Annotated in this window: 23 protein-coding genes; 19 read left to right on the forward strand and 4 right to left on the reverse strand. The window is 58.0% G+C overall.

The window, feature by feature from the left end; translation table 11 throughout:
• Positions 1-131: 131 nt before the first annotated feature.
• The 4 genes from gyrB to dnaA are packed head-to-tail and all read right to left on the reverse strand — an operon-like array spanning position 132 to position 6,345.
• Positions 132-2,549 carry a DNA topoisomerase (ATP-hydrolyzing) subunit B gene (gyrB, locus tag JZ00_RS21030; protein WP_039593247.1) on the reverse strand — a complete coding sequence of 806 codons (2,418 nt, stop codon included), beginning with the start codon at positions 2,547-2,549 and terminating at the stop codon, positions 132-134.
• A 5-nt stretch (positions 2,550-2,554) separates the two neighbouring features.
• On the reverse strand, positions 2,555-3,658 hold the full coding sequence (recF, locus tag JZ00_RS21035) for a DNA replication/repair protein RecF (protein WP_039593171.1): 1,104 nt from the start codon (positions 3,656-3,658) through the stop codon (positions 2,555-2,557).
• Positions 3,659-3,672: 14 nt separating this feature from the next.
• Entirely contained in the window at positions 3,673-4,776 is a 1,104-nt protein-coding gene (dnaN, locus tag JZ00_RS21040) for a DNA polymerase III subunit beta (RefSeq protein ID WP_030132563.1), read from the reverse strand.
• A gap of 39 nt (positions 4,777-4,815) precedes the next feature.
• Positions 4,816-6,345: a chromosomal replication initiator protein DnaA gene (gene dnaA / locus JZ00_RS21045; RefSeq protein ID WP_039593172.1), complete on the reverse strand. Its 1,530-nt coding sequence runs from the start codon at positions 6,343-6,345 to the stop codon at positions 4,816-4,818.
• A gap of 567 nt (positions 6,346-6,912) precedes the next feature.
• On the opposite strand from dnaA, the gene rpmH reads away from it, so the two are divergent.
• From rpmH to glmU, 19 genes are all read left to right on the forward strand, one after another.
• On the forward strand, positions 6,913-7,047 hold the full coding sequence (rpmH, locus tag JZ00_RS30400) for a 50S ribosomal protein L34 (protein ID WP_003213577.1): 135 nt from the start codon (positions 6,913-6,915) through the stop codon (positions 7,045-7,047).
• Between the two features lie 16 nt (positions 7,048-7,063).
• Positions 7,064-7,465, forward strand: coding sequence for a ribonuclease P protein component (gene rnpA / locus JZ00_RS21050; RefSeq protein ID WP_039593248.1), 402 nt, complete (start codon positions 7,064-7,066; stop codon positions 7,463-7,465).
• Complete coding sequence (gene yidD, locus JZ00_RS30405) at positions 7,458-7,703, forward strand: membrane protein insertion efficiency factor YidD (protein WP_010465488.1); 246 nt, start codon at positions 7,458-7,460, stop codon at positions 7,701-7,703. Before rnpA ends, yidD begins: the two co-directional genes overlap by 8 nt.
• Positions 7,704-7,705: 2 nt before the next feature.
• Complete coding sequence (gene yidC, locus JZ00_RS21055; RefSeq protein ID WP_039593173.1) at positions 7,706-9,388, forward strand: membrane protein insertase YidC; 1,683 nt, start codon at positions 7,706-7,708, stop codon at positions 9,386-9,388.
• Positions 9,389-9,467: 79 nt separating this feature from the next.
• Entirely contained in the window at positions 9,468-10,838 is a 1,371-nt protein-coding gene (mnmE, locus tag JZ00_RS21060; protein ID WP_039593174.1) for a tRNA uridine-5-carboxymethylaminomethyl(34) synthesis GTPase MnmE, read from the forward strand.
• A gap of 564 nt (positions 10,839-11,402) precedes the next feature.
• Positions 11,403-13,301: a tRNA uridine-5-carboxymethylaminomethyl(34) synthesis enzyme MnmG gene (gene mnmG, locus JZ00_RS21065; protein ID WP_039593175.1), complete on the forward strand. Its 1,899-nt coding sequence runs from the start codon at positions 11,403-11,405 to the stop codon at positions 13,299-13,301.
• Between the two features lie 5 nt (positions 13,302-13,306).
• Positions 13,307-13,942 (forward strand): 16S rRNA (guanine(527)-N(7))-methyltransferase RsmG, encoded by a 636-nt coding sequence (rsmG, locus tag JZ00_RS21070; protein ID WP_196304733.1) that lies wholly within the window; start codon positions 13,307-13,309, stop codon positions 13,940-13,942.
• 18 nt (positions 13,943-13,960) lie between these two features.
• Positions 13,961-14,758 (forward strand): ParA family protein, encoded by a 798-nt coding sequence (locus JZ00_RS21075; protein WP_039593177.1) that lies wholly within the window; start codon positions 13,961-13,963, stop codon positions 14,756-14,758.
• Positions 14,759-14,767: 9 nt separating this feature from the next.
• Positions 14,768-15,640 (forward strand): ParB/RepB/Spo0J family partition protein, encoded by an 873-nt coding sequence (locus JZ00_RS21080; protein ID WP_039593178.1) that lies wholly within the window; start codon positions 14,768-14,770, stop codon positions 15,638-15,640.
• Between the two features lie 148 nt (positions 15,641-15,788).
• A complete protein-coding gene (locus JZ00_RS21085; RefSeq protein ID WP_039593179.1) occupies positions 15,789-16,196 on the forward strand; it encodes a F0F1 ATP synthase subunit I in 408 nt (135 codons plus the stop codon).
• A gap of 16 nt (positions 16,197-16,212) precedes the next feature.
• Positions 16,213-17,082 (forward strand): F0F1 ATP synthase subunit A, encoded by an 870-nt coding sequence (gene atpB / locus JZ00_RS21090; RefSeq protein ID WP_039593180.1) that lies wholly within the window; start codon positions 16,213-16,215, stop codon positions 17,080-17,082.
• Between the two features lie 132 nt (positions 17,083-17,214).
• Positions 17,215-17,472, forward strand: a complete 258-nt coding sequence (gene atpE, locus JZ00_RS21095) for a F0F1 ATP synthase subunit C (protein ID WP_003097235.1) — start codon at positions 17,215-17,217, stop codon at positions 17,470-17,472.
• Between the two features lie 58 nt (positions 17,473-17,530).
• On the forward strand, positions 17,531-18,001 hold the full coding sequence (locus JZ00_RS21100; RefSeq protein ID WP_030139033.1) for a F0F1 ATP synthase subunit B: 471 nt from the start codon (positions 17,531-17,533) through the stop codon (positions 17,999-18,001).
• 12 nt (positions 18,002-18,013) lie between these two features.
• The gene (locus tag JZ00_RS21105; protein WP_003187192.1) at positions 18,014-18,550 is read left to right on the forward strand and encodes a F0F1 ATP synthase subunit delta; all 537 of its coding nucleotides are present in this window, start codon (positions 18,014-18,016) and stop codon (positions 18,548-18,550) included.
• 21 nt (positions 18,551-18,571) lie between these two features.
• Positions 18,572-20,116 (forward strand): F0F1 ATP synthase subunit alpha, encoded by a 1,545-nt coding sequence (atpA, locus tag JZ00_RS21110; RefSeq protein ID WP_024777788.1) that lies wholly within the window; start codon positions 18,572-18,574, stop codon positions 20,114-20,116.
• Positions 20,117-20,166: 50 nt separating this feature from the next.
• Complete coding sequence (atpG, locus tag JZ00_RS21115) at positions 20,167-21,027, forward strand: F0F1 ATP synthase subunit gamma (protein WP_030139034.1); 861 nt, start codon at positions 20,167-20,169, stop codon at positions 21,025-21,027.
• A 27-nt stretch (positions 21,028-21,054) separates the two neighbouring features.
• Positions 21,055-22,431, forward strand: a complete 1,377-nt coding sequence (gene atpD, locus JZ00_RS21120) for a F0F1 ATP synthase subunit beta (protein WP_039593181.1) — start codon at positions 21,055-21,057, stop codon at positions 22,429-22,431.
• A 45-nt stretch (positions 22,432-22,476) separates the two neighbouring features.
• Positions 22,477-22,902 (forward strand): F0F1 ATP synthase subunit epsilon, encoded by a 426-nt coding sequence (locus JZ00_RS21125; protein ID WP_039593182.1) that lies wholly within the window; start codon positions 22,477-22,479, stop codon positions 22,900-22,902.
• A gap of 115 nt (positions 22,903-23,017) precedes the next feature.
• On the forward strand, positions 23,018-24,385 hold the full coding sequence (gene glmU / locus JZ00_RS21130; RefSeq protein WP_039593183.1) for a bifunctional UDP-N-acetylglucosamine diphosphorylase/glucosamine-1-phosphate N-acetyltransferase GlmU: 1,368 nt from the start codon (positions 23,018-23,020) through the stop codon (positions 24,383-24,385).
• The last annotated feature ends 126 nt before the right edge of the window (positions 24,386-24,511 follow it).

Genomic DNA, 24,511 nt, shown 5'->3' on the forward strand with positions numbered 1-24,511 from the left:
TTTCTTCCTGAATCCATTGGTTCCTCCTGAGGATAGGTCAGGAGGTGTAAACCTTATTCAGGACGAGACATAGCACAAAAAAAGGCCAACGCATAAGCGTTGGCCTTTTTCGTTGGGGCAGGGCAGTCGGATCAGAAATCCAGGTTGGACACCGCCAACGCATTGCTCTCGATGAAGTCACGACGGGGCTCGACCGCATCACCCATCAGGGTGTTGAAGATCTGGTCCGCGCCAATGGCGTCTTCGATGGTGACTTTCAGCATACGGCGCGAGCCCGGGTCCATGGTGGTTTCCCACAGCTGATCCGGGTTCATCTCACCCAGCCCTTTGTATCGCTGGATGGTGTGGCGCTTGGTGCTTTCAGCCATCAGCCATTCAAGGGCTTCCTTGAACTCCGTCACGGACTTTTTGCGCTCACCGCGTTGAATGTACGCACCTTCATCCAGCAACGTGCTCAGCTGAGCACCGAGGGAGACCACGGTCTTGTAGTCGTTGCTGCTGAAGAAGTCGCGGTTGAAGGTGACGTAGTTCGACAGCCCGTGGGAGATCAGCTCGACCTCTGGCAGCCAGACGTTGCGTTCACGGTCTTCGCGCAGGCTGGCCTTGTAGACCAGGCCGGATTTTTCCACGGTGCGCAGGCGGACTTCGTACTGGGCCAGCCAATCCTGCATCGCAGCATGGTCGGACAGCTGCTCCAGGCTGACGGCTGGCAAGTAGATGAAGTGCTCAGTCAGTTCCTGTGGGTACAGGCGCGACAGGCGCTTGAGGGTCTTCATCACCAGGCGGAAGTCGTTGACCAGGCGCTCAAGGGCTTCGCCGGAAATGCCCGGCGCATCCTCGTTCAAGTGCAGGCTCGCATCTTCCAGCGCCGACTGCGTCATGTACTCTTCCATGGCATCGTCGTCTTTGATGTATTGCTCTTGCTTGCCTTTCTTGACCTTGTACAGCGGCGGCTGGGCGATGTAGATGTAGCCGCGCTCGATCAGCTCCGGCAACTGGCGGAAGAAGAACGTCAGCAGCAGGGTACGGATGTGCGAACCGTCGACGTCAGCATCGGTCATGATGATGATGTTGTGATAACGCAGCTTGTCGATGTTGTACTCTTCGCGGCCAATGCCACAGCCCAGCGCGGTGATCAGCGTGCCGACTTCCTGGGAAGAAATCATTTTGTCGAAGCGCGCTTTCTCAACGTTGAGGATCTTGCCCTTGAGCGGCAGGATCGCCTGGGTACGACGGTTGCGGCCCTGCTTGGCGGAACCGCCAGCAGAGTCACCTTCCACAAGGTACAGCTCGGACAGGGCAGGGTCTTTTTCCTGGCAGTCAGCCAGTTTGCCCGGCAAGCCGGCAATATCCAGCGCGCCTTTGCGGCGAGTCATCTCACGAGCCTTTCGCGCCGCTTCACGGGCACGGGCGGCGTCGATCATCTTGCCGACGACCAGCTTGGCTTCGTTCGGGTTCTCCAACAGGAAATCGGAGAAATACTTGCCCATTTCCTGTTCCACGGCGGTCTTCACTTCGGAAGACACCAGCTTGTCCTTGGTCTGGGAACTGAACTTCGGATCCGGGACCTTTACCGAAATGATCGCGGTCAAGCCTTCACGGGCATCGTCACCGGTGGTGGCGACTTTATGCTTCTTCGCCAGGCCTTCCTGTTCGATGTAGTTGTTCAGGTTACGAGTCAGCGCGGAACGGAAACCCACCAGGTGAGTACCGCCATCGCGCTGTGGAATGTTGTTTGTGAAGCACAACAGGTTCTCGTTGAAGCTGTCGTTCCACTGCAGGGCGATTTCCACGCCGATACCGTCATCACGCTGAACGTTAAAGTGGAACACCTGGTTGACCGCAGTCTTGTTGGTGTTCAGGTACTCAACGAACGCACGCAGGCCACCTTCGTACTTGAACAGCTCTTCCTTGCCGCTGCGCTCGTCCTTGAGGACGATGCCAACGCCGGAGTTCAGGAAGGACAGTTCACGAATCCGCTTGGCCAGGATGTCCCAGCTGAAGTGGATATTCTTGAAGGTTTCGCTCGAAGCCTTGAAATGGATCTGGGTGCCAGTGGTCTCGCTGTCGCCAACGATCGCCATCGGTGCCTGAGGCACGCCATGGACATAGGTCTGTTCCCAGATCTTGCCGCTGCGGCGAACGGTCAGTACCAGCTCTTCGGACAGCGCGTTTACCACCGATACACCTACGCCGTGCAGACCGCCGGAGACCTTGTAGGAGTTGTCGTCGAACTTACCGCCAGCGTGGAGGACGGTCATGATGACCTCGGCGGCGGAAACACCTTCCTCTTTATGCACGTCTACCGGGATGCCACGACCGTTGTCGCGAACGGTGATGGATTCGTCCGGGTGAATGATGATGCTGATATCGTCGCAATAACCGGCGAGGGCTTCGTCGATGGAGTTGTCGACCACCTCGAACACCATGTGATGCAGGCCGCTACCATCGTCGGTGTCACCAATGTACATACCGGGACGTTTGCGTACGGCATCCAGGCCTTTAAGCACTTTAATGCTCGTTGAGTCGTACGTATTTTCTTCGCTCAATGCCTTCACTCCCGATGGTCGTGGGTCTGGGTGATACGGCCCTGTTCCACGTGGAACAGAGCGACTGGCGTTTCCGTCTGCCAGCCTTCCCTCAATAATTCGTGGTCTACACAGGTAATGAACACCTGGCAGCGTAAGTCTTCCAGCAAGCGGCATAACGCTCGGCGGTGGGCTTCGTCCAGCTCGGACGGCAAGTCATCCACCAGATAAATACACTGACCGCGACGGGCCTGGCTGACCAGATGCCCCTGGGCAATACGCAAGGCACACACCACTAGCTTTTGCTGCCCCCGGGACAAAATGTCCGCGGCATTGTGTGCGCCCAATCTGAGACGCAAGTCAGCGCGTTGTGGTCCAGCCTGGGTATGGCCCATCTGCTGGTCTCGCTGAAGCGACCCAGCCAGCACGGCACTCAATTCCCGGTCCTTGTCCCAGCCTCGGTAATAGCTGAGTGTCAGGCCCTCAAGCTCAACCAGTTCGCTCAAGGTCTGCTCGAAGACCGGTTTCAAGGCTTTGATGTAAGCGCGGCGGTATTCATCGATTTCAGCGCTGGCCTGGCACAGTTCCCTGTCCCAAACCGCTTGTGAAACGGCGTCAAGTGTACCATGTCGCAGCCAAGAGTTTCGCTGGCGCAGCGCCTTCTGCAGGCGTTGCCAAGTCGTCATGAAACGCGGTTCCACGTGGAACACGCCCCAGTCGAGGAATTGCCGGCGAATCTTCGGTGCGCCCTCCAACAGGCGGAAGCTGTCCGGGTTGATCAACTGCAACGGCAGGATCTCGGCCAACTGCGCAGCACTTCGGGCGTTCTGCCCATCGATGCGAATCTGGAACTCGCCTTGCCGGTCCCGCGAAATTCCCAGGGCGCTATGTCCGCCTTCCGCCAATTCCACCTGCCCGAACACTGTGCACGCCAATTGGTCGTACTGGATGACCGGTAAGAGGCGGGTGCTGCGAAACGAACGCGCAAGCCCAAGCAGGTGCACAGCTTCCAGGACGCTGGTTTTGCCACTGCCGTTGGCGCCGTAAAGGATATTGATGCGGGGGGAGGGGGAGAAGGTCACCGGGTGCAGATTGCGCACCGCGGTGACCGAGACGCGACTTAAGGACATCTAGCTGGTTCTGGTTACAGACGCATCGGCATGACAACGTAAGCCGAATCGTCGTTGTCGGACTCTTGCACCAGGGCACTGCTGTTGGAGTCGGACAGGATCAGACGCACTTGCTCGGTGGTCATCACGCCCAGCACGTCGAGCAGATAGCTGACGTTGAAGCCGATTTCCAGGGAGCCACCGTTGTACTCGACGCCTACTTCTTCTTCGGCTTCTTCCTGCTCCGGGTTGTTCGCCTGAATTTTCAGCTGACCGTTGGCCAGTTGCAGACGGATGCCGCGGTACTTTTCGTTGGACAGGATTGCGGTACGGCTGAAGGCTTCGCGCAACGCCTGGCGATCGCCCAGTACCAGCTTGTCGCCACCTTTTGGCAACACGCGCTCGTAGTCAGGGAACTTGCCGTCCACCAGTTTCGACGTGAAGGTGAATTCACCGGTGGTGGCGCGGATGTGGTGCTGGCCCAGCACGATGCTGACGTTGCCGTCCGGTTCGGTCAGCAGGCGGGCCAATTCCAGGATGCCTTTACGCGGCACGATCACTTGGTGGCGATCCGGCTGACCGATATCGGCCTGCATCGAGCACATGGCCAGGCGATGCCCGTCAGTGGCGACAGCGCGGATGACCCCGGCAGACACTTCCAGAAGCATGCCGTTGAGGTAATAGCGCACGTCCTGCTGGGCCATGGCGAAACTGGTGCGTTCGATCAGGCGACGCAGCTTGCTCTGCTCCAGGCTGCAGGTCAGGGAGCCTGGGCCTTCTTCCACAGTCGGGAAGTCGTTGGCTGGCAACGTGGACAGGGTGAAGCGGCTGCGTCCAGCCTTGACCACGAGCTTCTGCTCATCAACCTTGATGTCGATCAGCGCATCGTTAGGCAGGCTCTTGCAGATGTCCATCAGCTTGCGCGCCGGCACAGTGATGGAGCCCGGATCGGCCGGTTCTTCAAGCTGCACACGACCGACCAGCTCGACTTCCAGGTCGGTACCGGTCAGCGACAGTTGCTGGCCTTCGACAACCAGCAGCACGTTGGAAAGTACCGGCAAGGTCTGGCGGCGTTCGACGACGCCTGCGACCAGTTGCAGGGGTTTCAACAGGGCTTCGCGTTGAATGGTGAAATGCATGGTCTAGTCCCTTGCCTTAATAAGCTGCGCTGGTGGTCATCAAGTGGTCAGTGTACGCAGCAGGTTCTTGTAGTCCTCGCGGATGTCCGCGTCGGATTCCTTAAGTTCGTTGATCTTGCGGCAGGCGTGCAACACGGTGGTGTGGTCGCGTCCGCCAAACACATCGCCGATTTCCGGCAGGCTGTGGTTGGTCAGTTCCTTGGACAGGGCCATGGCCACCTGGCGCGGACGAGCAACCGAACGCGAACGGCGTTTGGACAGCAGGTCGGAGATCTTGATTTTGTAGTATTCGGCAACCGTTCGCTGGATGTTATCCACAGAAACCAATTTGTCCTGGAGCGCCAACAGGTCCTTCAAGGATTCGCGAATCAACTCGATGGTGATATCGCGGCCCATGAAGTGCGAGTGCGCGATGACCCGCTTGAGGGCACCTTCGAGCTCACGGACGTTGGAGCGGATACGCTGGGCAATGAAAAACGCAGCGTCATGAGGCAGCTCGACCTTGGCCTGGTCGGCCTTCTTCATCAGGATCGCAACCCGCGTTTCCAGTTCCGGTGGCTCGACGGCCACCGTCAAGCCCCAGCCGAATCGAGACTTGAGGCGTTCCTCCAGGCCTTCGATCTCTTTCGGGTAGCGGTCACTGGTGAGAATGACCTGCTGTCCACCTTCAAGCAATGCGTTGAAGGTGTGGAAAAACTCTTCCTGGGAACGTTCCTTGCGGGCGAAGAACTGAATGTCGTCGATCAGCAAGGCGTCCACCGAACGGTAGAAGCGTTTGAATTCGTTGATGGCGTTCAGTTGCAACGCCTTGACCATATCGGCTACGAAACGCTCGGAATGCAGGTACACGACCTTGGCATTCGGATTCTTCTTTAATAGATGGTTGCCCACGGCATGCATCAAGTGGGTCTTACCCAAGCCGACGCCGCCGTAAAGAAAGAGCGGGTTGTAGCCATGCTTGGGGTTGTCCGCCACCTGCCAGGCCGCCGCGCGAGCCAATTGGTTGGATTTACCTTCGACAAAATTCTCAAAGGTAAAGGTCCGGTTCAGGTAGCTGGTGTGCTTGAGCGCGCCTTCGACCTGGACGGTGCGTTGTTCCGCGCGCACCGGTGCCTGTTGGGAGCTGGCGCCGGCCATCGGGTCGAAGCTGTCCCGGGAGGGCTCTTCACTGACTTCGGCAACCTTTTGTGCGCTGCGTTTGCTCGGGGCGGGCGAAGGCGTCGGGGCGGCGTGGTTGTTGACCGGTGCCGGGGCTGCCTGCTGCGCTTGGGAAGCGGCGGCAGCCGCCAGCGGCGCATTGGGCGCGGCGCGGGGTGCCGAGCTGCGCTTGCTGCCTATTAATAGGGACAACGCAGGCGCCATGCCATTGCCATGCTCGTCGAGCAGTTCCATGACCCGGCCCAGGTACTTTTCGTTGACCCAGTCGAGAACGAAACGGTTCGGTGCATAGACACGCAACTCGTCGCCTTCGGCTTCGACCTGTAGTGGACGGATCCAAGTGTTGAATTGTTGGGCAGGCAGCTCATCGCGCAAAAGCTCCACGCACTGCTGCCAAAGTTCCACTGACACGGATATCCCCTAAGTTGAAAGCCGGTGAGGCAAAAACAAGCGGCCATTGTAGCGAGCAGGCGTGCACTTATCCACACGCAGCTTGCTCATCGGCCATGATTTATCAATGCGTTAACGCTGGGAAAGACGACCAACGGTCGGTGGATAAGCTCTGTGGATAACCCCACCTGAGGGCATTGCACAAGTGGGGGCGAAACTCGGTGGATAACCTCCCTGTGGATAACCAGGCATTCCACACACAGCTTATCCGACAGCGCAGCACAGCCTGGCCACTGCTTTCCCGCCTAGTTGTCATTCTCTGTACACAGCGGATTACAAGGCCTGAGCTTGGTTATCCACAGATAGGTGCCGCCCTTGCTTTTATAAGCTTTACAGAAAAGCTTTAAATAATTCCCTTCTTTATTTCTATATCTAGCCCGGTGTGATGAAACCGCCGAACACGGCTGGATATCTATTTAAAGGAAACACTGGTTGGAAATTGACCTAGAGGCTTGCTTTCTCTAGAATCCCCGGTCTCTTAAAACGGGGGCCATTCCGGCCCGTTGTGGACGAACCAGGTAACACGACATGAAACGTACTTTCCAACCAAGCACTATCAAACGCGCTCGTACCCACGGTTTCCGTGCTCGCATGGCTACCAAGAATGGTCGTGCCGTCCTGTCGCGTCGTCGCGCCAAAGGTCGTGCGCGTCTGGCAGTTTGATAATCCGGCACTGGAGGTGAGTCAGGACTTCAGTCGGGAAAAGCGTCTGCTTACCCCCCGGCATTTCAAGGCAGTCTTTGACTCCCCTACCGGCAAGGTTCCGGGGAAAAATCTCCTGCTCCTTGCGCGCAGCAACGATCTCGATCACCCCCGGCTCGGGCTGGTTATCGGGAAAAAGAGCGTAAAACTCTCCGTTCAGCGCAATCGCCTCAAACGTCTGATGCGCGAATCGTTTCGCCTGAACCAGGATTCACTGGTGGGGTGGGACATTGTTATCGTCGCGCGCAAAGGTTTGGGGGACGTAGAAAACCCCGAATTGATTCAGCATTTCGGCAAGCTCTGGAAGCGCCTGGCCCGTAACAAGCCAGCACCAGCAGTCAACACCGAAACTGTAGGGGTAGACAGTACCGATGCGTAAACTGGCACTCGTTCCGATCCAGTTTTATCGCTACGCCATTAGTCCTTTGATGGCCAGTCACTGTCGTTTCTACCCCAGTTGTTCCTGCTACGCGTACGAAGCCATAGAAAATCATGGTCTCCTGCGCGGTGGCTGGCTGACCTTTCGTCGTTTAGGTCGCTGTCATCCGTGGAATCCCGGCGGTTATGACCCGGTTCCGCCTATCCCTACCTCCCGTTCTTCTTCGATGGCCGAGTAATCATGGATATCAAACGCACGATCCTGATCGTCGCCCTGGCAATCGTGTCCTACGTCATGGTCCTTAAGTGGAACCAGGACTATGGCCAGGCTGCCCTGCCGACTCAGAATGTTGCAGCCAGCAATACCGCACCGAGCCTGCCGGACACCGCAGCTGGCAATAATACCGCCAGCAATGACGACGTTCCGCGCGCGGCAAGCGATACCAGCGCCCCAGCTGAAGCCCCCGTGGCTGCAAGCAAGGATCTGATCCAAGTCAAGACAGATGTGCTCGACCTGGCGATCGATCCACAAGGTGGCGATGTCGCCCAGTTGAAGCTGCCGCTGTACCCACGTCGCCAGGACCATCCGGAAATCCCGTTCCAGTTGTTCGACAACGGCAACGAGCGCACTTATCTGGCCCAAAGTGGCTTGATTGGCGCAAACGGTCCGGACGCCAACCCGGCCGGTCGTCCGGTTTATTCCGCCGAGAAGAAGGTTTATCAACTGGCTGACGGTCAAGACCAATTGGTTGTCGACCTGAAATTCAGCAAGGACGGCGTCAATTACATCAAGCGTTTCACCCTGAAGCGCGGCCTGTATGACGTGACGGTGTCTTACCTGATCGACAACCAGAGCAGCCAACCTTGGTCGGGCGCAATGTTCGCGCAGCTCAAGCGTGATGCCAGCGACGATCCTTCTTCCAGCACCGCCACCGGTACCGCGACTTACCTGGGCGCCGCCCTGTGGACAAGTTCCGAGCCGTACAAAAAGGTGTCCATGAAAGACATGGACAAGGCCCAGCTGAAAGAAACCGTGCAAGGTGGCTGGGTTGCCTGGTTGCAACATTACTTTGTAACCGCGTGGATCCCGCAAAAAGGCGAAAGCAACGTCGTCCAGACCCGCAAGGACAGCAAAGGCAACTACATCGTCGGTTACACCGGCCCCGCGTTGACGGCAGCGCCTGGTGCGAAAGTCGAAACCAGCGCCATTCTGTATGCCGGTCCAAAGAGCCAGGCTGTACTGAAAGAGTTGTCCCCAGGCCTGGAACTGACTGTCGACTACGGCTTCCTGTGGTTCATTGCCCAGCCTATCTTCTGGCTGCTGCAACATATCCACAGCCTTGTCGGCAACTGGGGTTGGTCGATTATCTTCCTGACGATGCTGATCAAGGGGATCTTCTTCCCATTGTCGGCCGCCAGCTACAAGTCGATGGCGCGCATGCGCGCAGTGGCGCCGAAACTGGCTGCCTTGAAAGAACAGCATGGCGATGACCGGCAGAAAATGTCCCAGGCCATGATGGAGCTGTACAAGAAAGAGAAGATCAACCCGCTGGGTGGTTGCTTGCCGATTCTCGTACAGATGCCGGTTTTCCTCGCCCTCTACTGGGTTCTGCTGGAAAGCGTGGAAATGCGTCAGGCACCGTTCATGCTGTGGATTACCGACCTGTCGATCAAGGATCCGTTCTTCATCCTGCCGATCATCATGGGCGCAACCATGTTCATCCAGCAGCAGTTGAACCCGACACCTCCGGACCCGATGCAGGCGAAGGTGATGAAAATGATGCCAATCATCTTCACCTTCTTCTTCCTGTGGTTCCCGGCCGGTCTTGTGCTGTACTGGGTTGTGAACAACGTGTTGTCCATTACGCAGCAGTGGTACATCACGCGTAAGATCGAAGCGGCAACGAAAAAAGCCGAGGCGTAACTTGCTCTGTGGATAACCACACAAAACGCCCCCTAGTGGGGCGTTTTGCTATCTGTCACTTTTGTCTGGATACCGCTTTATGAGCGCACCGCGTGAAACCATTGCCGCCGTCGCCACCGCCCAAGGTCGCGGCGGTGTCGGCATTGTCCGCATTTCCGGGCCGTTGGCCAGTGTCGCGGCCAAGGCTATCAGCGGCCGTGAACTCAAACCGCGGTTCGCTCACTACGGGCCGTTCCTTGATGGGCAGCAGCAAGTGTTGGATGAAGGACTGGCCTTGTATTTCCCGGGGCCTAACTCATTCACCGGCGAAGATGTACTGGAACTGCAGGGCCACGGCGGCCCAGTTGTCCTGGACATGCTGCTCAAGCGTTGCCTCGAGCTGGGCTGTCGCCTGGCGCGACCGGGGGAATTCAGTGAACGGGCCTTTCTCAACGACAAACTCGACCTGGCCCAGGCCGAGGCGATTGCCGATTTGATTGAAGCGAGCTCCGCGCAAGCGGCCCGCAACGCATTGCGATCCTTGCAGGGGGCGTTTTCCCAACGGGTGCATAACCTCACCGAGCAATTGATCGGCCTGCGGATCTATGTCGAGGCCGCGATCGATTTCCCGGAAGAAGAAATCGACTTCCTCGCCGATGGCCATGTGCTGAGCATGCTCGACAAGGTGCGCGATGAGTTATCCACAGTGCTTCGTGAAGCGGGCCAAGGCGCGTTGTTGCGTGACGGGATGACCGTGGTGATCGCTGGACGACCGAACGCCGGCAAATCCAGCCTACTGAATGCCCTGGCCGGGCGCGAGGCTGCGATCGTCACCGAGATTGCCGGCACCACCCGGGATATCTTGCGTGAACATATCCACATCGATGGCATGCCCCTGCACGTGGTGGACACTGCAGGCTTGCGCGATACCGACGACCAAGTGGAAAAAATCGGCGTTGAACGCGCCCTCAAGGCCATTGGTGAAGCTGACCGGGTGTTGCTGGTGGTAGATGCCACCGCGCCTGAAGCGGATGATCCCTTTGCACTGTGGCCGGAATTCCTTGAAGTCCGCCCGGACCCATCGAAAGTCACGCTGATTCGTAACAAGGCCGACCTGACGGGGGAAGCAATTGTCCTCGAGGTCAGCACTGACGGCCATGTGACTATCAGCCTGAGCGCGAAGTCGGCGGGTGAAGGCCTGGAATTGCTGCGCGAGCACCTCAAGGCGTGCATGGGTTATGAGCAGACTTCGGAAAGCAGCTTCAGCGCACGTCGGCGACATCTTGAAGCGTTGCGCCATGCCAGCGCGGCGCTGGAACACGGTCGCGCGCAGCTGACCTTGGCGGGGGCGGGTGAGTTGTTGGCCGAAGACCTTCGGCAGGCCCAACATTCCCTTGGGGAAATTACCGGCGCCTTCAGCTCCGACGACCTGTTGGGGCGGATCTTTTCCAGCTTCTGCATCGGTAAATAATCCCCCCTTTCAAACCGGGTTTGTCCTCGAAGCCTCTCGAGTCCAGCGCAAACCCGGTTCCTCCCCTCTGTTTTTGAAACGATTGCCCTTGATGGCGGCTTACCTGTGGACGCTGCTGCGGTCCATTGCGGCGGTTTTCTGTGAATTAAGCCCTGTGAATAACTGCCATTGAGGTCGGTTGATAAACCCACTCCAAAACTGAAGATAACCGCCGCTGTGGATAACCTGCCCTTTCATCCACAGGCTTACACCGGTTATCCAAGCCCCTCATGGCCAGCTTACCACAGGGTTTTGAATCTCTGTACACTACGTAAAATAAGGCCTACAGCGGGTTATCCACAGAAATGTGGTTCAGTAAGAATAAACATAAAAACAAAGATTCTATAAATTTCTTTCTTTTTTATTTTTTTAACCGCAAGTTCTCCACAGCTGGTTAAATTTTGTGCAAAGGGTTCTTTAGAAAGGGCGAAGTCCCTATACTTGCCGACCTGGCTCGAAAAACGCCCAGGCCAGACTCAAAACCTATTTCCGAATTAACTGAATAAAGCAGGCACGAGGTGCGTGGTGGATTTCCCTTCCCGTTTTGAAGTGATCGTCATCGGCGGCGGTCATGCCGGTACCGAGGCAGCACTTGCATCAGCACGCATGGGGGCCAAGACCCTGTTGCTGACGCATAACGTGGAAACCCTCGGAGCCATGAGCTGCAACCCTGCCATTGGTGGCATCGGCAAAAGCCACCTGGTCAAGGAAATCGATGCCCTTGGCGGCGCGATGGCCATTGCCACTGATAAGGGTGGTATCCAGTTTCGTGTATTGAACAGCCGCAAAGGCCCAGCCGTGCGCGCAACCCGCGCCCAGGCCGACCGAGTTCTGTACAAGGCCGCTGTCCGCGAAATCCTGGAAAACCAGCCGAACCTGTGGATATTTCAACAAGCAGCCGATGACCTGATCGTTGAGCAGGACCGGGTACGCGGTGTCGTCACACAAATGGGCCTGCGTTTCTTCGCCGATTCCGTGGTGTTGACCACCGGGACCTTCCTCGGCGGACTTATCCACATCGGTTTGCAGAATTTTTCCGGCGGTCGCGCCGGGGATCCGCCGTCGATTGCTCTGGCTCACCGTCTGCGTGAGTTGCCATTGCGTGTCGGGCGCCTGAAAACCGGTACGCCACCTCGCATCGACGGCAAATCCGTGGATTTCTCGGTGATGACCGAGCAACCTGGCGATACTCCGATCCCGGTGATGTCATTCATGGGTAACAAGGAACAGCATCCACGCCAGGTCAGTTGCTGGATCACCCACACCAACGCCCGCACCCACGAAATCATCGCGGCGAACCTCGATCGTTCGCCGATGTATTCCGCTGCCGGTGAAATCGAAGGTGTAGGCCCGCGCTATTGCCCGTCGATCGAAGACAAGATCCATCGCTTTGCCGACAAGGAAAGCCATCAGGTGTTCATCGAACCGGAAGGTTTGACCACCCATGAGCTGTATCCGAACGGGATATCCACAAGCCTGCCGTTCGACGTGCAGTTGCAGATCGTGCAATCGATCCGTGGCATGGAGAACGCGCACATCGTGCGTCCAGGTTATGCGATCGAGTACGACTACTTCGATCCGCGCGATCTGAAGTACAGCCTGGAAACCAAAGTCATCGGCGGTCTGTTCTTCGCCGGGCAAATCAACGGCACCACCGGTTACGAAGAAGCGGGTGCCCAGGGTTTGCTCGCCGGTGCCAACGCCGCACTGCTCGCCAAGGGCAAAGAAGCGTGGTGCCCGCGTCGCGATGAGGCGTACATCGGCGTGCTGGTGGATGACCTAATTACCCTGGGCACTCAGGAACCGTATCGGATGTTCACCTCCCGCGCCGAATACCGCCTGATCCTGCGTGAAGACAACGCCGACCTGCGCTTGACCGAGAAAGGTCGCGAACTGGGGTTGGTGGACGACGCGCGCTGGGCCGCGTTCTGCAAGAAACGCGAGAGCATCGAGCTGGAAGAGCAGCGCCTGAAAAGCACCTGGGTTCGTCCCGGTACTGAGCAAGGCGATGCCATCGCGGCGAAATTCGGTACGCCACTGACCCACGAATACAACCTGCTCAACCTCTTGAGCCGTCCGGAAATCGATTATGCCGGGCTGGTGGAAGTGACCGGCCAGGGCGCTGAAGATCCGCAGGTAGCCGAGCAGGTCGAGATCAAGACCAAGTACGCCGGTTACATCGATCGCCAGCAGGATGAAATCGCTCGCCTGCGCGCCAGCGAAAACACCAAGCTGCCTGTGGATATCGATTACACCGGCATTTCCGGATTGTCGAAAGAAATCCAGAGCAAGCTCGGTGCAACCCGTCCCGAGACCCTGGGCCAGGCTTCGCGCATTCCCGGCGTGACGCCGGCGGCGATTTCCCTGTTGATGATTCATTTGAAAAAACGCGGCGCGGGCCGCCAGTTGGAGCAAAGCGCTTGAGTTCGATGGTCACCTCGCAACACGCTGCAGAGTTATCCACAGGTGCCCGTGAGCTCGGCGTCAGCCTGACCGAAGTCCAGCACACGCAACTGCTGGGTTACCTGGCGCTGTTGATCAAATGGAACAAGGCCTACAACCTGACCGCCGTGCGCGATCCGGATGAAATGGTCTCGCGGCATTTGCTCGACAGTCTCAGCGTCATGTCCTTCATCGAAAACGGTCGTTGGCTGGATGTCGGCAGCGGCGGTGGCATGCCGGGCATTCCGCTGGCGATCCTGTTTCCCGACTCGCAAGTGACCTGTTTGGACAGCAACGGCAAGAAAACCCGCTTCCTGACCCAGGTCAAACTTGAGCTCAAGCTGGATAACCTGCAAGTTATCCACAGCCGCGTCGAAGCGTTCCAGCCTGCCGAGCCGTTCAACGGGATCATCTCCCGGGCGTTCAGCAGCATGGAGAACTTCAGCAACTGGACTCGCCACCTGGGCGATGCCGATACGCGCTGGCTGGCAATGAAGGGCGTTCATCCGGCCGATGAGCTGGTAGCATTGCCGGCAGACTTCCACCTCGATAGCGAACACGCCTTGGCCGTCCCCGGTTGCCAAGGCCAACGCCATCTGCTGATACTGCGCCGCACGGCATGATTGGGAACACAAGCAAGAATGGCTAAGGTATTCGCGATAGCGAACCAGAAAGGTGGTGTGGGCAAGACCACCACCTGCATCAACCTCGCAGCATCCCTGGTCGCGACCAAGCGCCGGGTGCTGTTGATCGATCTCGATCCACAGGGCAACGCCACCATGGGTAGCGGTGTGGATAAACATGGCCTGGAAAACTCCATCTACGATGTCCTGATCGGCGAATGCGATCTGGGCCAGGCCATGCACTTCTCCGAACACGGCGGTTATCAACTGCTGCCGGCCAACCGTGACCTGACGGCGGCCGAAGTGGTGCTGCTGGAAATGCAGATGAAGGAAAGCCGTCTGCGCAGCGCCTTGGCGCCGATCCGGGAAAACTACGACTACATCCTGATCGATTGCCCGCCATCGCTGTCGATGCTGACCCTCAACGCCCTGGTGGCGGCCGATGGGGTGATTATCCCCATGCAGTGCGAGTACTTCGCCCTGGAAGGGTTGAGCGACCTTGTGGATAACATCAAGCGAATCGCCGAACTGCTGAACCCTGAGCTGAAGGTCGAGGGCCTGTTGCGGACCATGTACGATCCGCGCCTGAGCCTGATGAACGACGTTTCCGCCCAGCTCAAGGAGCATTTCGGCGAGCAGCTCTACGACACGGTCATCCCACGCAACATCCGCCTGGCCGAAGCGCCGAGCTACGGCATGCCGGCCCTGGCCTACGACAAACAATCCCGTGGTGCGCTGGCCTACCTGGCCCTGGCGGGCGAGATGGTTCGCCGTCAGCGCCGCCAACCACGCATCGCTGCAGCCCAGCCAACTTAAGGAAACCCCATGGCCGTCAAGAAACGAGGTCTCGGACGTGGACTGGATGCGCTGCTCAGCGGTCCGACTGTCAGTTCGCTGGAAGAGCAGGCCGTGCAGGCCGATCAGCGCGAACTGCAACATTTGCCCCTTGACCTGATCCAGCGCGGCAAATACCAGCCGCGCCGGGACATGGACCCGCAGGCCTTGGAAGAGCTGGCACAGTCGATCAAGACCCAGGGCGTGATGCAACCGATCGTTGTGCGGCCGATCGCCGACGGACGTTTCGAAATCATCGCTGGCGAACGCCGCTGGCGCGCCAGTCAGCAGGCCGGGCAGGAAACCATTCCTGCGATGGTCCGTGATGTGCCGGACGAAACCGCCATTGCCATGGCGCTGATCGAGAATATCCAGCGCGAAGACCTCAACCCGATCGAAGAAGCCGTGGCCCTGCAACGTCTGCAGCAAGAATTCCAGCTGACCCAACAGCAAGTCGCCGAAGCGGTGGGCAAGTCCCGGGTGACGGTGGCCAACCTGCTACGACTGATTGCCTTGCCCGAAGTCATCAAGACCATGCTGTCCCATGGCGACCTGGAAATGGGTCATGCCCGTGCATTGCTCGGTTTGCCGGAAAATCAACAGGTTGAAGGGGCGCGACATGTTGTCGCACGCGGGCTGACCGTGCGCCAAACCGAGGCACTGGTCCGTCAGTGGTTGAGTGGTAAACCTGCGCCTGTCGAAGCGGCAAAACCCGATCCGGATATCGCTCGCCTGGAGCAGCGCCTGGCCGAGCGCCTAGGCTCTGCGGTGCAGATTCGCCACGGAAAGAAGGGCAAAGGGCAACTGGTGATCGGCTATAACTCCCTTGATGAGCTGCAAGGTGTTCTTGCGCACATTCGCTGAAACAATTGCTCTTGTAGCGCGCAGTCGGAAATCACTACCTGAAGGTTGAATAGGGGCAGAACCGCCCCTATACTCTGCGCGCATTTTGTCGGCACAAATTATGCCAAGTTATTGAATTCAGGCAGCCGACCATTGGAGAGCAAAAGCGATGGAAACACGCACGCCAAACCGCTTGCCGTTCCATCGTCTGGCTGTTTTCCCGGTGTTGATGGCCCAGTTCGTCGTTGTACTGATCGCCGCGTTGGCGCTTTGGCAATGGAAGGGAGTCGTCGCCGGATACTCGGGTCTTTGCGGAGGCCTGATAGCCTTGCTTCCCAATATTTACTTCGCTCACAGGGCATTTCGGTTTTCCGGCGCCCGAGCAGCCCAAGCCATCGTCCGGTCTTTTTATGCCGGCGAGGCGGGGAAACTGATTTTGACGGCAGTGCTGTTTGCGCTGACGTTCGCAGGTGTGAAGCCACTGGCGCCGCTGGCGGTATTCGGCGTGTTCCTGCTGACCCAGATGGTCAGCTGGTTCGCTCCCCTGCTAATGAGAACAAGACTTTCGAGACCTTAGGGCGTTTGAGGCAACCATGGCAGAGACAACCGCTTCGGGCTATATCCAGCACCACTTGCAGAACCTGACCTTCGGGCAGCTACCCAATGGCGGCTGGGGCTTTGCTCACACCGCAGCAGAAGCCAAGGAAATGGGCTTCTGGGCTTTCCACGTCGATACCCTCGGCTGGTCGGTCGCGTTGGGTCTGATCTTCGTCCTTCTTTTCCGCATGGCGGCCAAGAAAGCGACTTCCGGTCAGCCTGGTGCACTGCAGAACTTCGTTGAAGTATTGGTCGAATTCGTCGATGGCAGCGTGAAAGACAGCTTCCATGGCCGTAGCCCGGTGATTGCACCGCTGGCACTGACCATCTTCGTCTGGGTGTTCCTGATGAACGCCATCGACCTGGTACCGGTCGACTGGATTCCTCAACTGGCCATCCTGATCTCCGGCGATGCTCACATCCCGTTCCGCGCCGTGTCGACCACTGACCCGAACGCGACCTTGGGCATGGCGTTCTCGGTGTTCGCACTGATCATTTTCTACAGCATCAAGGTCAAGGGCATCGGCGGCTTCATCGGCGAACTGACCCTGCACCCGTTCGGCAGCAAGAACATCCTCGTTCAAGCGTTGCTGATCCCGGTGAACTTCCTCCTGGAGTTCGTGACCCTGATCGCCAAGCCAATCTCCCTGGCCCTGCGTCTGTTCGGCAACATGTATGCCGGCGAGCTGGTGTTCATCCTGATCGCTGTGATGTTCGGCAGCGGCCTGCTCTGGCTCAGCGGCCTGGGCGTGGTGCTGCAATGGGCGTGGGCTGTGTTCCACATCCTGATCATCACCCTGCAGGCGTTCATCTTCATGATGCTGACCATCGTCTACCTGTCGATGGCGCACGAAGAAAACCATTAAGGCCAGTCTCGACTAGTCTGATGTCCTTCCCGGTCAAACGGGAAGGGGCCCGAACGGGCTCGATGAAACGATTTGTTTTACCGCTTTAATCTAAAAAACCTAAACCATACGACGTAAAAGTCGGGAGGAAAGATGGAAACTGTAGTTGGTCTAACCGCTATCGCTGTTGCACTGTTGATCGGCCTGGGCGCACTGGGTACCGCAATTGGTTTCGGCCTGTTGGGCGGCAAGTTCCTGGAAGGCGCCGCGCGTCAGCCAGAAATGGTTCCAATGCTGCAAGTCAAAATGTTCATCGTTGCCGGTCTGCTCGACGCCGTAACCATGATCGGTGTTGGTATCGCTCTGTTCTTCACCTTTGCGAACCCGTTCGTTGGTCAGATCGCTGGCTGATTACTCGGATTTTCCGGGTAATTTGGTGTGATGGACAACGTAACTGCGAGGTGTTGGCGTGAACATTAATGCGACCCTGATTGGCCAGTCCGTTGCGTTCCTGATTTTTGTACTGTTCTGCATGAAGTTCGTATGGCCTCCGGTCATTGCGGCATTGCACGAACGTCAAAAGAAGATCGCTGATGGTCTGGACGCTGCCAGCCGAGCAGCTCGCGACCTGGAGTTGGCCCATGAGAAAGTGGGTCAGCAACTGCGCGAAGCGAAAGCTCAGGCAGCTGAAATCATCGAGCAAGCCAAGAAGCGCGGTACGCAGATTGTCGACGAAGCCCGTGAACAGGCTCGCGTCGAAGCTGACCGTGTGAAGGCTCAGGCTCAAGCCGAGATCGAACAGGAACTCAACAGCGTCAAAGACGCGCTGCGCGCCCAAGTGGGTAGCCTGGCCGTTGGCGGTGCTTCGAAGATCCTGGGTGCCACAATCGATCAAAACGCGCACGCAGAGCTGGTAAACCAACTGGCTGCTGAAATCTAAGCGAGGGCGATCATGGCAGAACTGACCACGTTGGCCCGACCTTACGCTAAGGCGGCCTTCGAGCACGCTCAGGCCCACCAGCAACTGGCCAATTGGTCAGCCATGCTCGGCCTGGCAGCAGCGGTGTCGCAAGACGACACCATGCAGCGCGTGCTCAAGGCCCCGCGACTGACGAGCGCAGAAAAGGCCGCCACGTTCATTGACGTGTGCGGCGACAAGTTCGATGCCAAGGCACAGAATTTCATTCACGTCGTTGCCGAAAACGACCGTCTCCCGCTTCTGCCGGAGATCGCCGCTCTTTTCGACCTGTACAAGGCCGAACAAGAGAAGTCGGTAGACGTGGAAGTGACCAGTGCTTTTGCATTGAACCAAGAACAGCAAGACAAACTCGCCAAGGTTCTCAGTGCACGACTCAACCGGGAAGTGCGCCTGCAAGTCGAGGAAGACAAGTCCCTGATAGGGGGCGTTGTAATCCGCGCCGGCGACCTGGTTATCGATGGCTCGATTCGCGGCAAAATCGCGAAACTTGCCGAAGCATTGAAATCTTGAGTTTGAAGGGGCAGCAGAGCAATGCAGCAACTCAATCCTTCCGAAATAAGTGAAATTATCAAGGGCCGCATCGAAAAGCTCGATGTGACCTCCCAAGCCCGTAACGAAGGCACTGTCGTCAGCGTATCTGACGGCATCGTGCGGATTCACGGTCTGGCCGACGTCATGTACGGCGAGATGATCGAGTTTCCGGGCGGCGTCTACGGTATGGCCCTCAACCTGGAGCAAGACTCTGTAGGTGCCGTGGTATTGGGCGCGTACACGACTCTGGCTGAAGGCATGAGCGCCAAGTGCACCGGCCGCATCCTCGAGGTTCCAGTCGGTAAGGAACTGCTGGGTCGCGTAGTCGACGCACTGGGTAACCCAGTTGACGGCAAAGGTCCGCTGAACAACACCGAGACCGACGCGGTCGAGAAAGTTGCTCCTGGCGTGATCTGGCGTAAGTCGGTAGACCAGCCTGTACAGACTGGCTACAAGGCTGTCGATGCCATGATCCCAGTCGGCCGTGGCCAGCGTGAGCTGATCATCGGTGACCGTCAGATCGGTAAGACCGCTCTGGCGATCGACGCGATCATCAACCAGAAGAACAGCGGTATCTTCTGCGTCTACGTGGCAATCGGTCAGAAGCAATCGACCATCGCCAACGTGGTTCGCAAGCTGGAAGAAAACGGTGCACTGGCCAACACCATCATCGTTGCCGCCAGCGCCTCCGAATCGGCTGCCCTGCAGTTCCTGGCACCGTACTCCGGTTGCACCATGGGCGAATACTTCCGCGACCGCGGTGAAGACGCGCTGATCGTTTATGACGATCTGTCCAAGCAAGCAGTGGCCTACCGCCAGATTTCCCTGCTGCTGCGCCGTCCACCAGGCCGTGAAGCCTACCCAGGCGACGTGTTCTATCTCCACTCCCGTCTGCTGGAGCGCGCATCCCGCGTTTCGGAAGAGTACGTAGAGAAGTTCACCAACGGCGCAGTGACTGGCAAGACCGGTTCCCTGACCGCCCTGCCGATCATCGAAACCCAGGCTGGCGACGTTTCCGCGTTCGTTCCGACCAACGTGATTTCCATCACCGACGGTCAGATCTTCCTGGAATCGGCCATGTTCAACTCGGGCATCCGTCCTGCTGTGAACGCCGGTGTTTCGGTATCCCGTGTAGGTGGTGCCGCTCAGACCAAGATCATCAAGAAGCTGTCCGGTGGTATCCGTACCGCCCTGGCCCAGTACCGTGAACTGGCGGCATTCGCCCAGTTCGCTTCTGACCTGGACGAAGCGACCCGTAAGCAACTTGAGCATGGTCAGCGCGTTACCGAGCTGATGAAGCAGAAGCAATACGCACCGATGTCGATCGCTGACATGGCGCTGTCGCTGTATGCCGCTGAGCGTGGGTTCCTGACTGACATTGAAATCGCCAAGATCGGCAGCTTCGAACAAGCGCTGATCGCTTTCTTCAACCGCGATCACGCCGATTTGATGGCCAAGATCAACGTTAAAGGTGACTTCAATGACGAAATCGACGCTGGCCTCAAAGCCGGTATCGAGAAGTTCAAGGCCACCCAAACCTGGTAAGCCGCAGCGGGAGCCGCAAGGCTCCCGCTTGCTAACCTGATAGGTGTTACATGGCAGGCGCAAAAGAGATTCGCAGTAAGATTGCGAGCATCAAAAGCACGCAAAAGATTACCAGCGCCATGGAAAAAGTGGCGGTCAGCAAAATGCGCAAGGCACAAATGCGCATGGCTGCTAGCCGTCCTTATGCGGAGCGCATCCGCCAGGTGATTGGTCATCTGGCCAACGCCAACCCGGAATACCGCCACCCGTTCATGATCGACCGCGCCGTCAAGCGCGTCGGTTACGTTGTGGTGAGCAGTGACCGTGGTCTGTGCGGTGGCTTGAACACCAACCTGTTCAAGGCCCTGGTCAAGGACATGGCGGTAAACCGCGAACAAGGCGTCGAGATCGATCTGTGCGTGGTCGGTAGCAAGGGTGCGGCTTTCTTCCGCAACTTCGGCGGCAACGTCGTCGCTGCTATCAGCCACCTGGGTGAAGAACCGTCGATCAATGACCTGATCGGCAGCGTCAAGGTGATGCTGGATGCTTACCTGGAAGGCCGGATCGACCGCCTGTCCGTGGTATCCAACAAGTTCATCAACACCATGACGCAACAGCCGACCGTGGAGCAGTTGATTCCACTGGTGGCGACCCCGGAACAGGAACTCAAGCACCACTGGGACTATCTCTACGAACCGGATGCCAAGGAGCTGCTCGACGGCTTGATGGTCCGCTACGTGGAGTCGCAAGTCTACCAGGCGGTGGTCGAGAACAACGCAGCTGAACAAGCGGCGCGGATGATCGCGATGAAGAACGCTACCGACAACGCCGGTGATTTGATCAGCGATTTGCAGCTGATCTACAACAAGGCGCGTCAGGCTGCGATCACCCAAGAGATCTCGGAAATCGTCGGCGGCGCTGCCGCGGTTTAACGGTTCAAATATTCAGAGGATCCAGCTATGAGTAGCGGACGTATCGTTCAAATCATCGGCGCCGTTATCGACGTGGAATTCCCACGCGACAGCGTACCGAGCATCTACGACGCCTTGAAAGTTCAAGGCGCCGAAACCACCCTGGAAGTTCAGCAGCAGCTGGGCGACGGCGTGGTTCGTACCATTGCGATGGGCTCCACCGAAGGCTTGAAGCGCGGTCTGGACGTCAACAACACTGGCGCAGCCATCTCCGTACCGGTCGGTAAAGCGACCCTGGGCCGGATCATGGACGTACTGGGCAACCCGATCGACGAAGCTGGCCCGATCGATACCGAAGAGCGTTGGGGCATTCACCGTCCTGCGCCATCCTTCGCTGAACAGGCCGGTGGCAACGAGCTGCTGGAAACAGGCATCAAGGTTATCGACCTGGTTTGCCCGTTCGCCAAGGGCGGTAAAGTCGGTCTGTTCGGTGGTGCCGGTGTAGGCAAGACCGTAAACATGATGGAACTGATCCGTAACATCGCCATCGAGCACAGCGGTTATTCCGTGTTCGCCGGTGTGGGTGAGCGTACTCGTGAGGGTAACGACTTCTACCACGAGATGAAGGATTCCAACGTTCTGGACAAAGTGGCACTGGTCTACGGCCAGATGAACGAGCCGCCGGGAAACCGTCTGCGCGTTGCCCTGACCGGCCTGACCATGGCCGAGAAGTTCCGTGACGAAGGTAACGACGTTCTGCTGTTCGTCGACAACATCTACCGTTACACCCTGGCCGGTACCGAAGTATCCGCACTGCTGGGCCGTATGCCTTCGGCAGTAGGTTACCAGCCGACCCTGGCTGAAGAGATGGGCGTGCTGCAAGAGCGCATCACTTCGACCAAGCAAGGTTCGATCACCTCGATCCAAGCGGTATACGTACCAGCGGACGACTTGACCGACCCGTCGCCAGCGACCACCTTCGCCCACTTGGACGCCACCGTCGTTCTGTCCCGTGACATCGCTTCCCTGGGTATCTACCCAGCGGTAGACCCACTGGACTCGACTTCCCGCCAACTGGACCCGAACGTGATCGGCCAGGAGCACTACGACACCGCTCGCGGCGTCCAGTACGTGCTGCAGCGCTACAAAGAGCTGAAGGACATCATCGCGATCCTGGGTATGGACGAACTGTCGGAAACCGACAAACAGTTGGTATCCCGCGCTCGTAAGATCCAGCGCTTCTTGTCGCAACCGTTCTTCGTGGCTGAAGTCTTCACCGGTGCCTCGGGTAAATACGTTTCCCTGAAAGACACCATTGCTGGCTTCAAAGGCATCCTCAACGGTGACTACGACCACCTGCCAGAACAAGCGTTCTACATGGTCGGCGGCATCGAAGAAGCGATCGAGAAAGCCAAGAAACTGTAATCCCGGCGCCCGGCAACGGGCGCTAATTTAGGTTGAGGCAATCAGATGGCTATGACAGTCCATTGCGATATCGTCAGTGCGGAAGGGGAAATCTTCTCCGGTCTGGTCGAGTTTGTGGTTGCGCACGGTGAGCTGGGTGATCTTGGTATCGCCCTGGGTCACGCACCGCTGATCACCAGCTTGAAGCCAGGTCCGATTACTCTGACCAAGCAGGGCGGGGAACGGGAGGTGTTCTACATCTCCGGTGGTTTCCTCGAGGTTCAGCCGAACATGGTCAAGGTTCTTGCCGACACCGTGCAACGTGCTGCCGACCTGGACGAAGCCTCCGCTCAGGAGGCCGTCAAGGCCGCCGAGAAGGCTCTGCATGAAAAGGGCGCGGACTTCGACTACGGTTCTGCTGCCGCACGTCTGGCCGAGGCCGCAGCCCAGCTGCGCACCGTCCAGCAGATCCGCAAGAAGTTCGGCGGCTAAGCCGTCAGCTTTCTGTGTGATTGATTAAAAAGGGTAGCCTCGGCTACCCTTTTTTCTTTTTCCGACACTCATTACCTGGTCGCAGCCGCTGACCACCCAGGATTGGTAGCCAGTCATGTCTCTCGAAATCGTTATCCTCGCGGCCGGCCAAGGCACCCGCATGCGTTCGGCGTTGCCCAAGGTGTTGCATCCGGTCGCCGGCAATTCCATGCTCGGTCATGTTATCCACAGCGCACGGCAACTTGATCCGCAGCGCATTCATGTGGTGATCGGTCACGGTGCCGATGCGGTGCGCGAACGCCTGGCGGCGGACGACCTGAATTTCGTCCTGCAAGACAAGCAACTGGGTACCGGCCACGCGGTAGCCCAGGCCGTGCCGTTCATCAAGGCCGATACGGTGCTGATTCTCTACGGCGATGTGCCGCTGATCGAAGTCGACACCTTGCAGCGCTTGCTCAAGCATGTCGCGCCACAGCAGTTGGGCTTGCTGACCGTGGAGTTGGATGATCCTACCGGCTATGGCCGCATTGTGCGCAACTCCGACGGCCAGGTGATGGCGATCGTTGAGCAAAAGGACGCAAACGAGGCCCAGCGAGCAATCACCGAGGGCAACACCGGCATTCTTGCGGTGCCGGCCGAGCGTCTGGGTGACTGGATGAGTCGCCTGTCGAACAACAATGCCCAGGGCGAGTACTACCTGACCGACGTCATTGCGATGGCGGTGGCGGACGGGCTAGTCGTCGCCACCGAGCAGCCGCTGGATGCCATGGAAGTGCAGGGCGCCAACGACCGCCGGCAACTGGCCGAGTTGGAGCGCCACTATCAATTGCGCGCCGCCCGGCGCCTGATGGCCCAAGGCGTGACGCTGCGCGACCCTGCCCGTTTTGATGTACGCGGTGAAGTCAGCGTAGGTCGCGATGTGGTCATCGACATCAATGTCATTCTCGAAGGCAAGGTTGTCATCGAAGACGACGTGATCATTGGCCCGAACTGCGTGATCAAGGACAGCACCCTACGCAAAGGCGTGGTGATCAAGGCCAACAGTCATCTCGACGGCGCGGTCATGGGCGAGGGCAGCGACGCCGGCCCGTTTGCCCGCTTGCGTCCAGGCTCCGTGCTGGAAGCCCGTGCCCATGTGGGTAACTTCGTTGAACTGAAGAATGCCCACCTGGGCGAAGGCGCCAAGGCCGGGCACCTGACCTACCTGGGTGACGCTGAAGTCGGTGCGCGCACCAACATTGGCGCCGGGACCATCACCTGCAATTACGATGGTGCCAATAAGTGGAAAACGGTATTGGGCGAAGACGTCTTCATTGGTTCGAACAATTCCTTGGTAGCTCCTGTGGATATCTCTAGCGGTGCGACCACGGCAGCCGGTTCGACCCTCACCCAGAATGTGGATAACGGGCAACTGGCGGTAGGGCGTGCGCGCCAGCGCAATATCGACGGCTGGAAGCGGCCGGAGAAAATCAACAAGTCCTAAAGTTATCCACAATCCTTCTATGGGCGCGGGCTTGCTCGTGTAGGCATTGGTCCAGCCGATTGGTCGTTGCTGAACCAACGCCTTCGCGAGCAAGCCCGCTGCCACATTCGATTTGCGCAATTTTCT

The sequence above is a fragment of the Pseudomonas frederiksbergensis genome (genome assembly GCF_000802155.2).
In the GTDB taxonomy this organism is placed as follows: Bacteria; Pseudomonadota; Gammaproteobacteria; order Pseudomonadales; family Pseudomonadaceae; genus Aquipseudomonas; species Aquipseudomonas frederiksbergensis_A.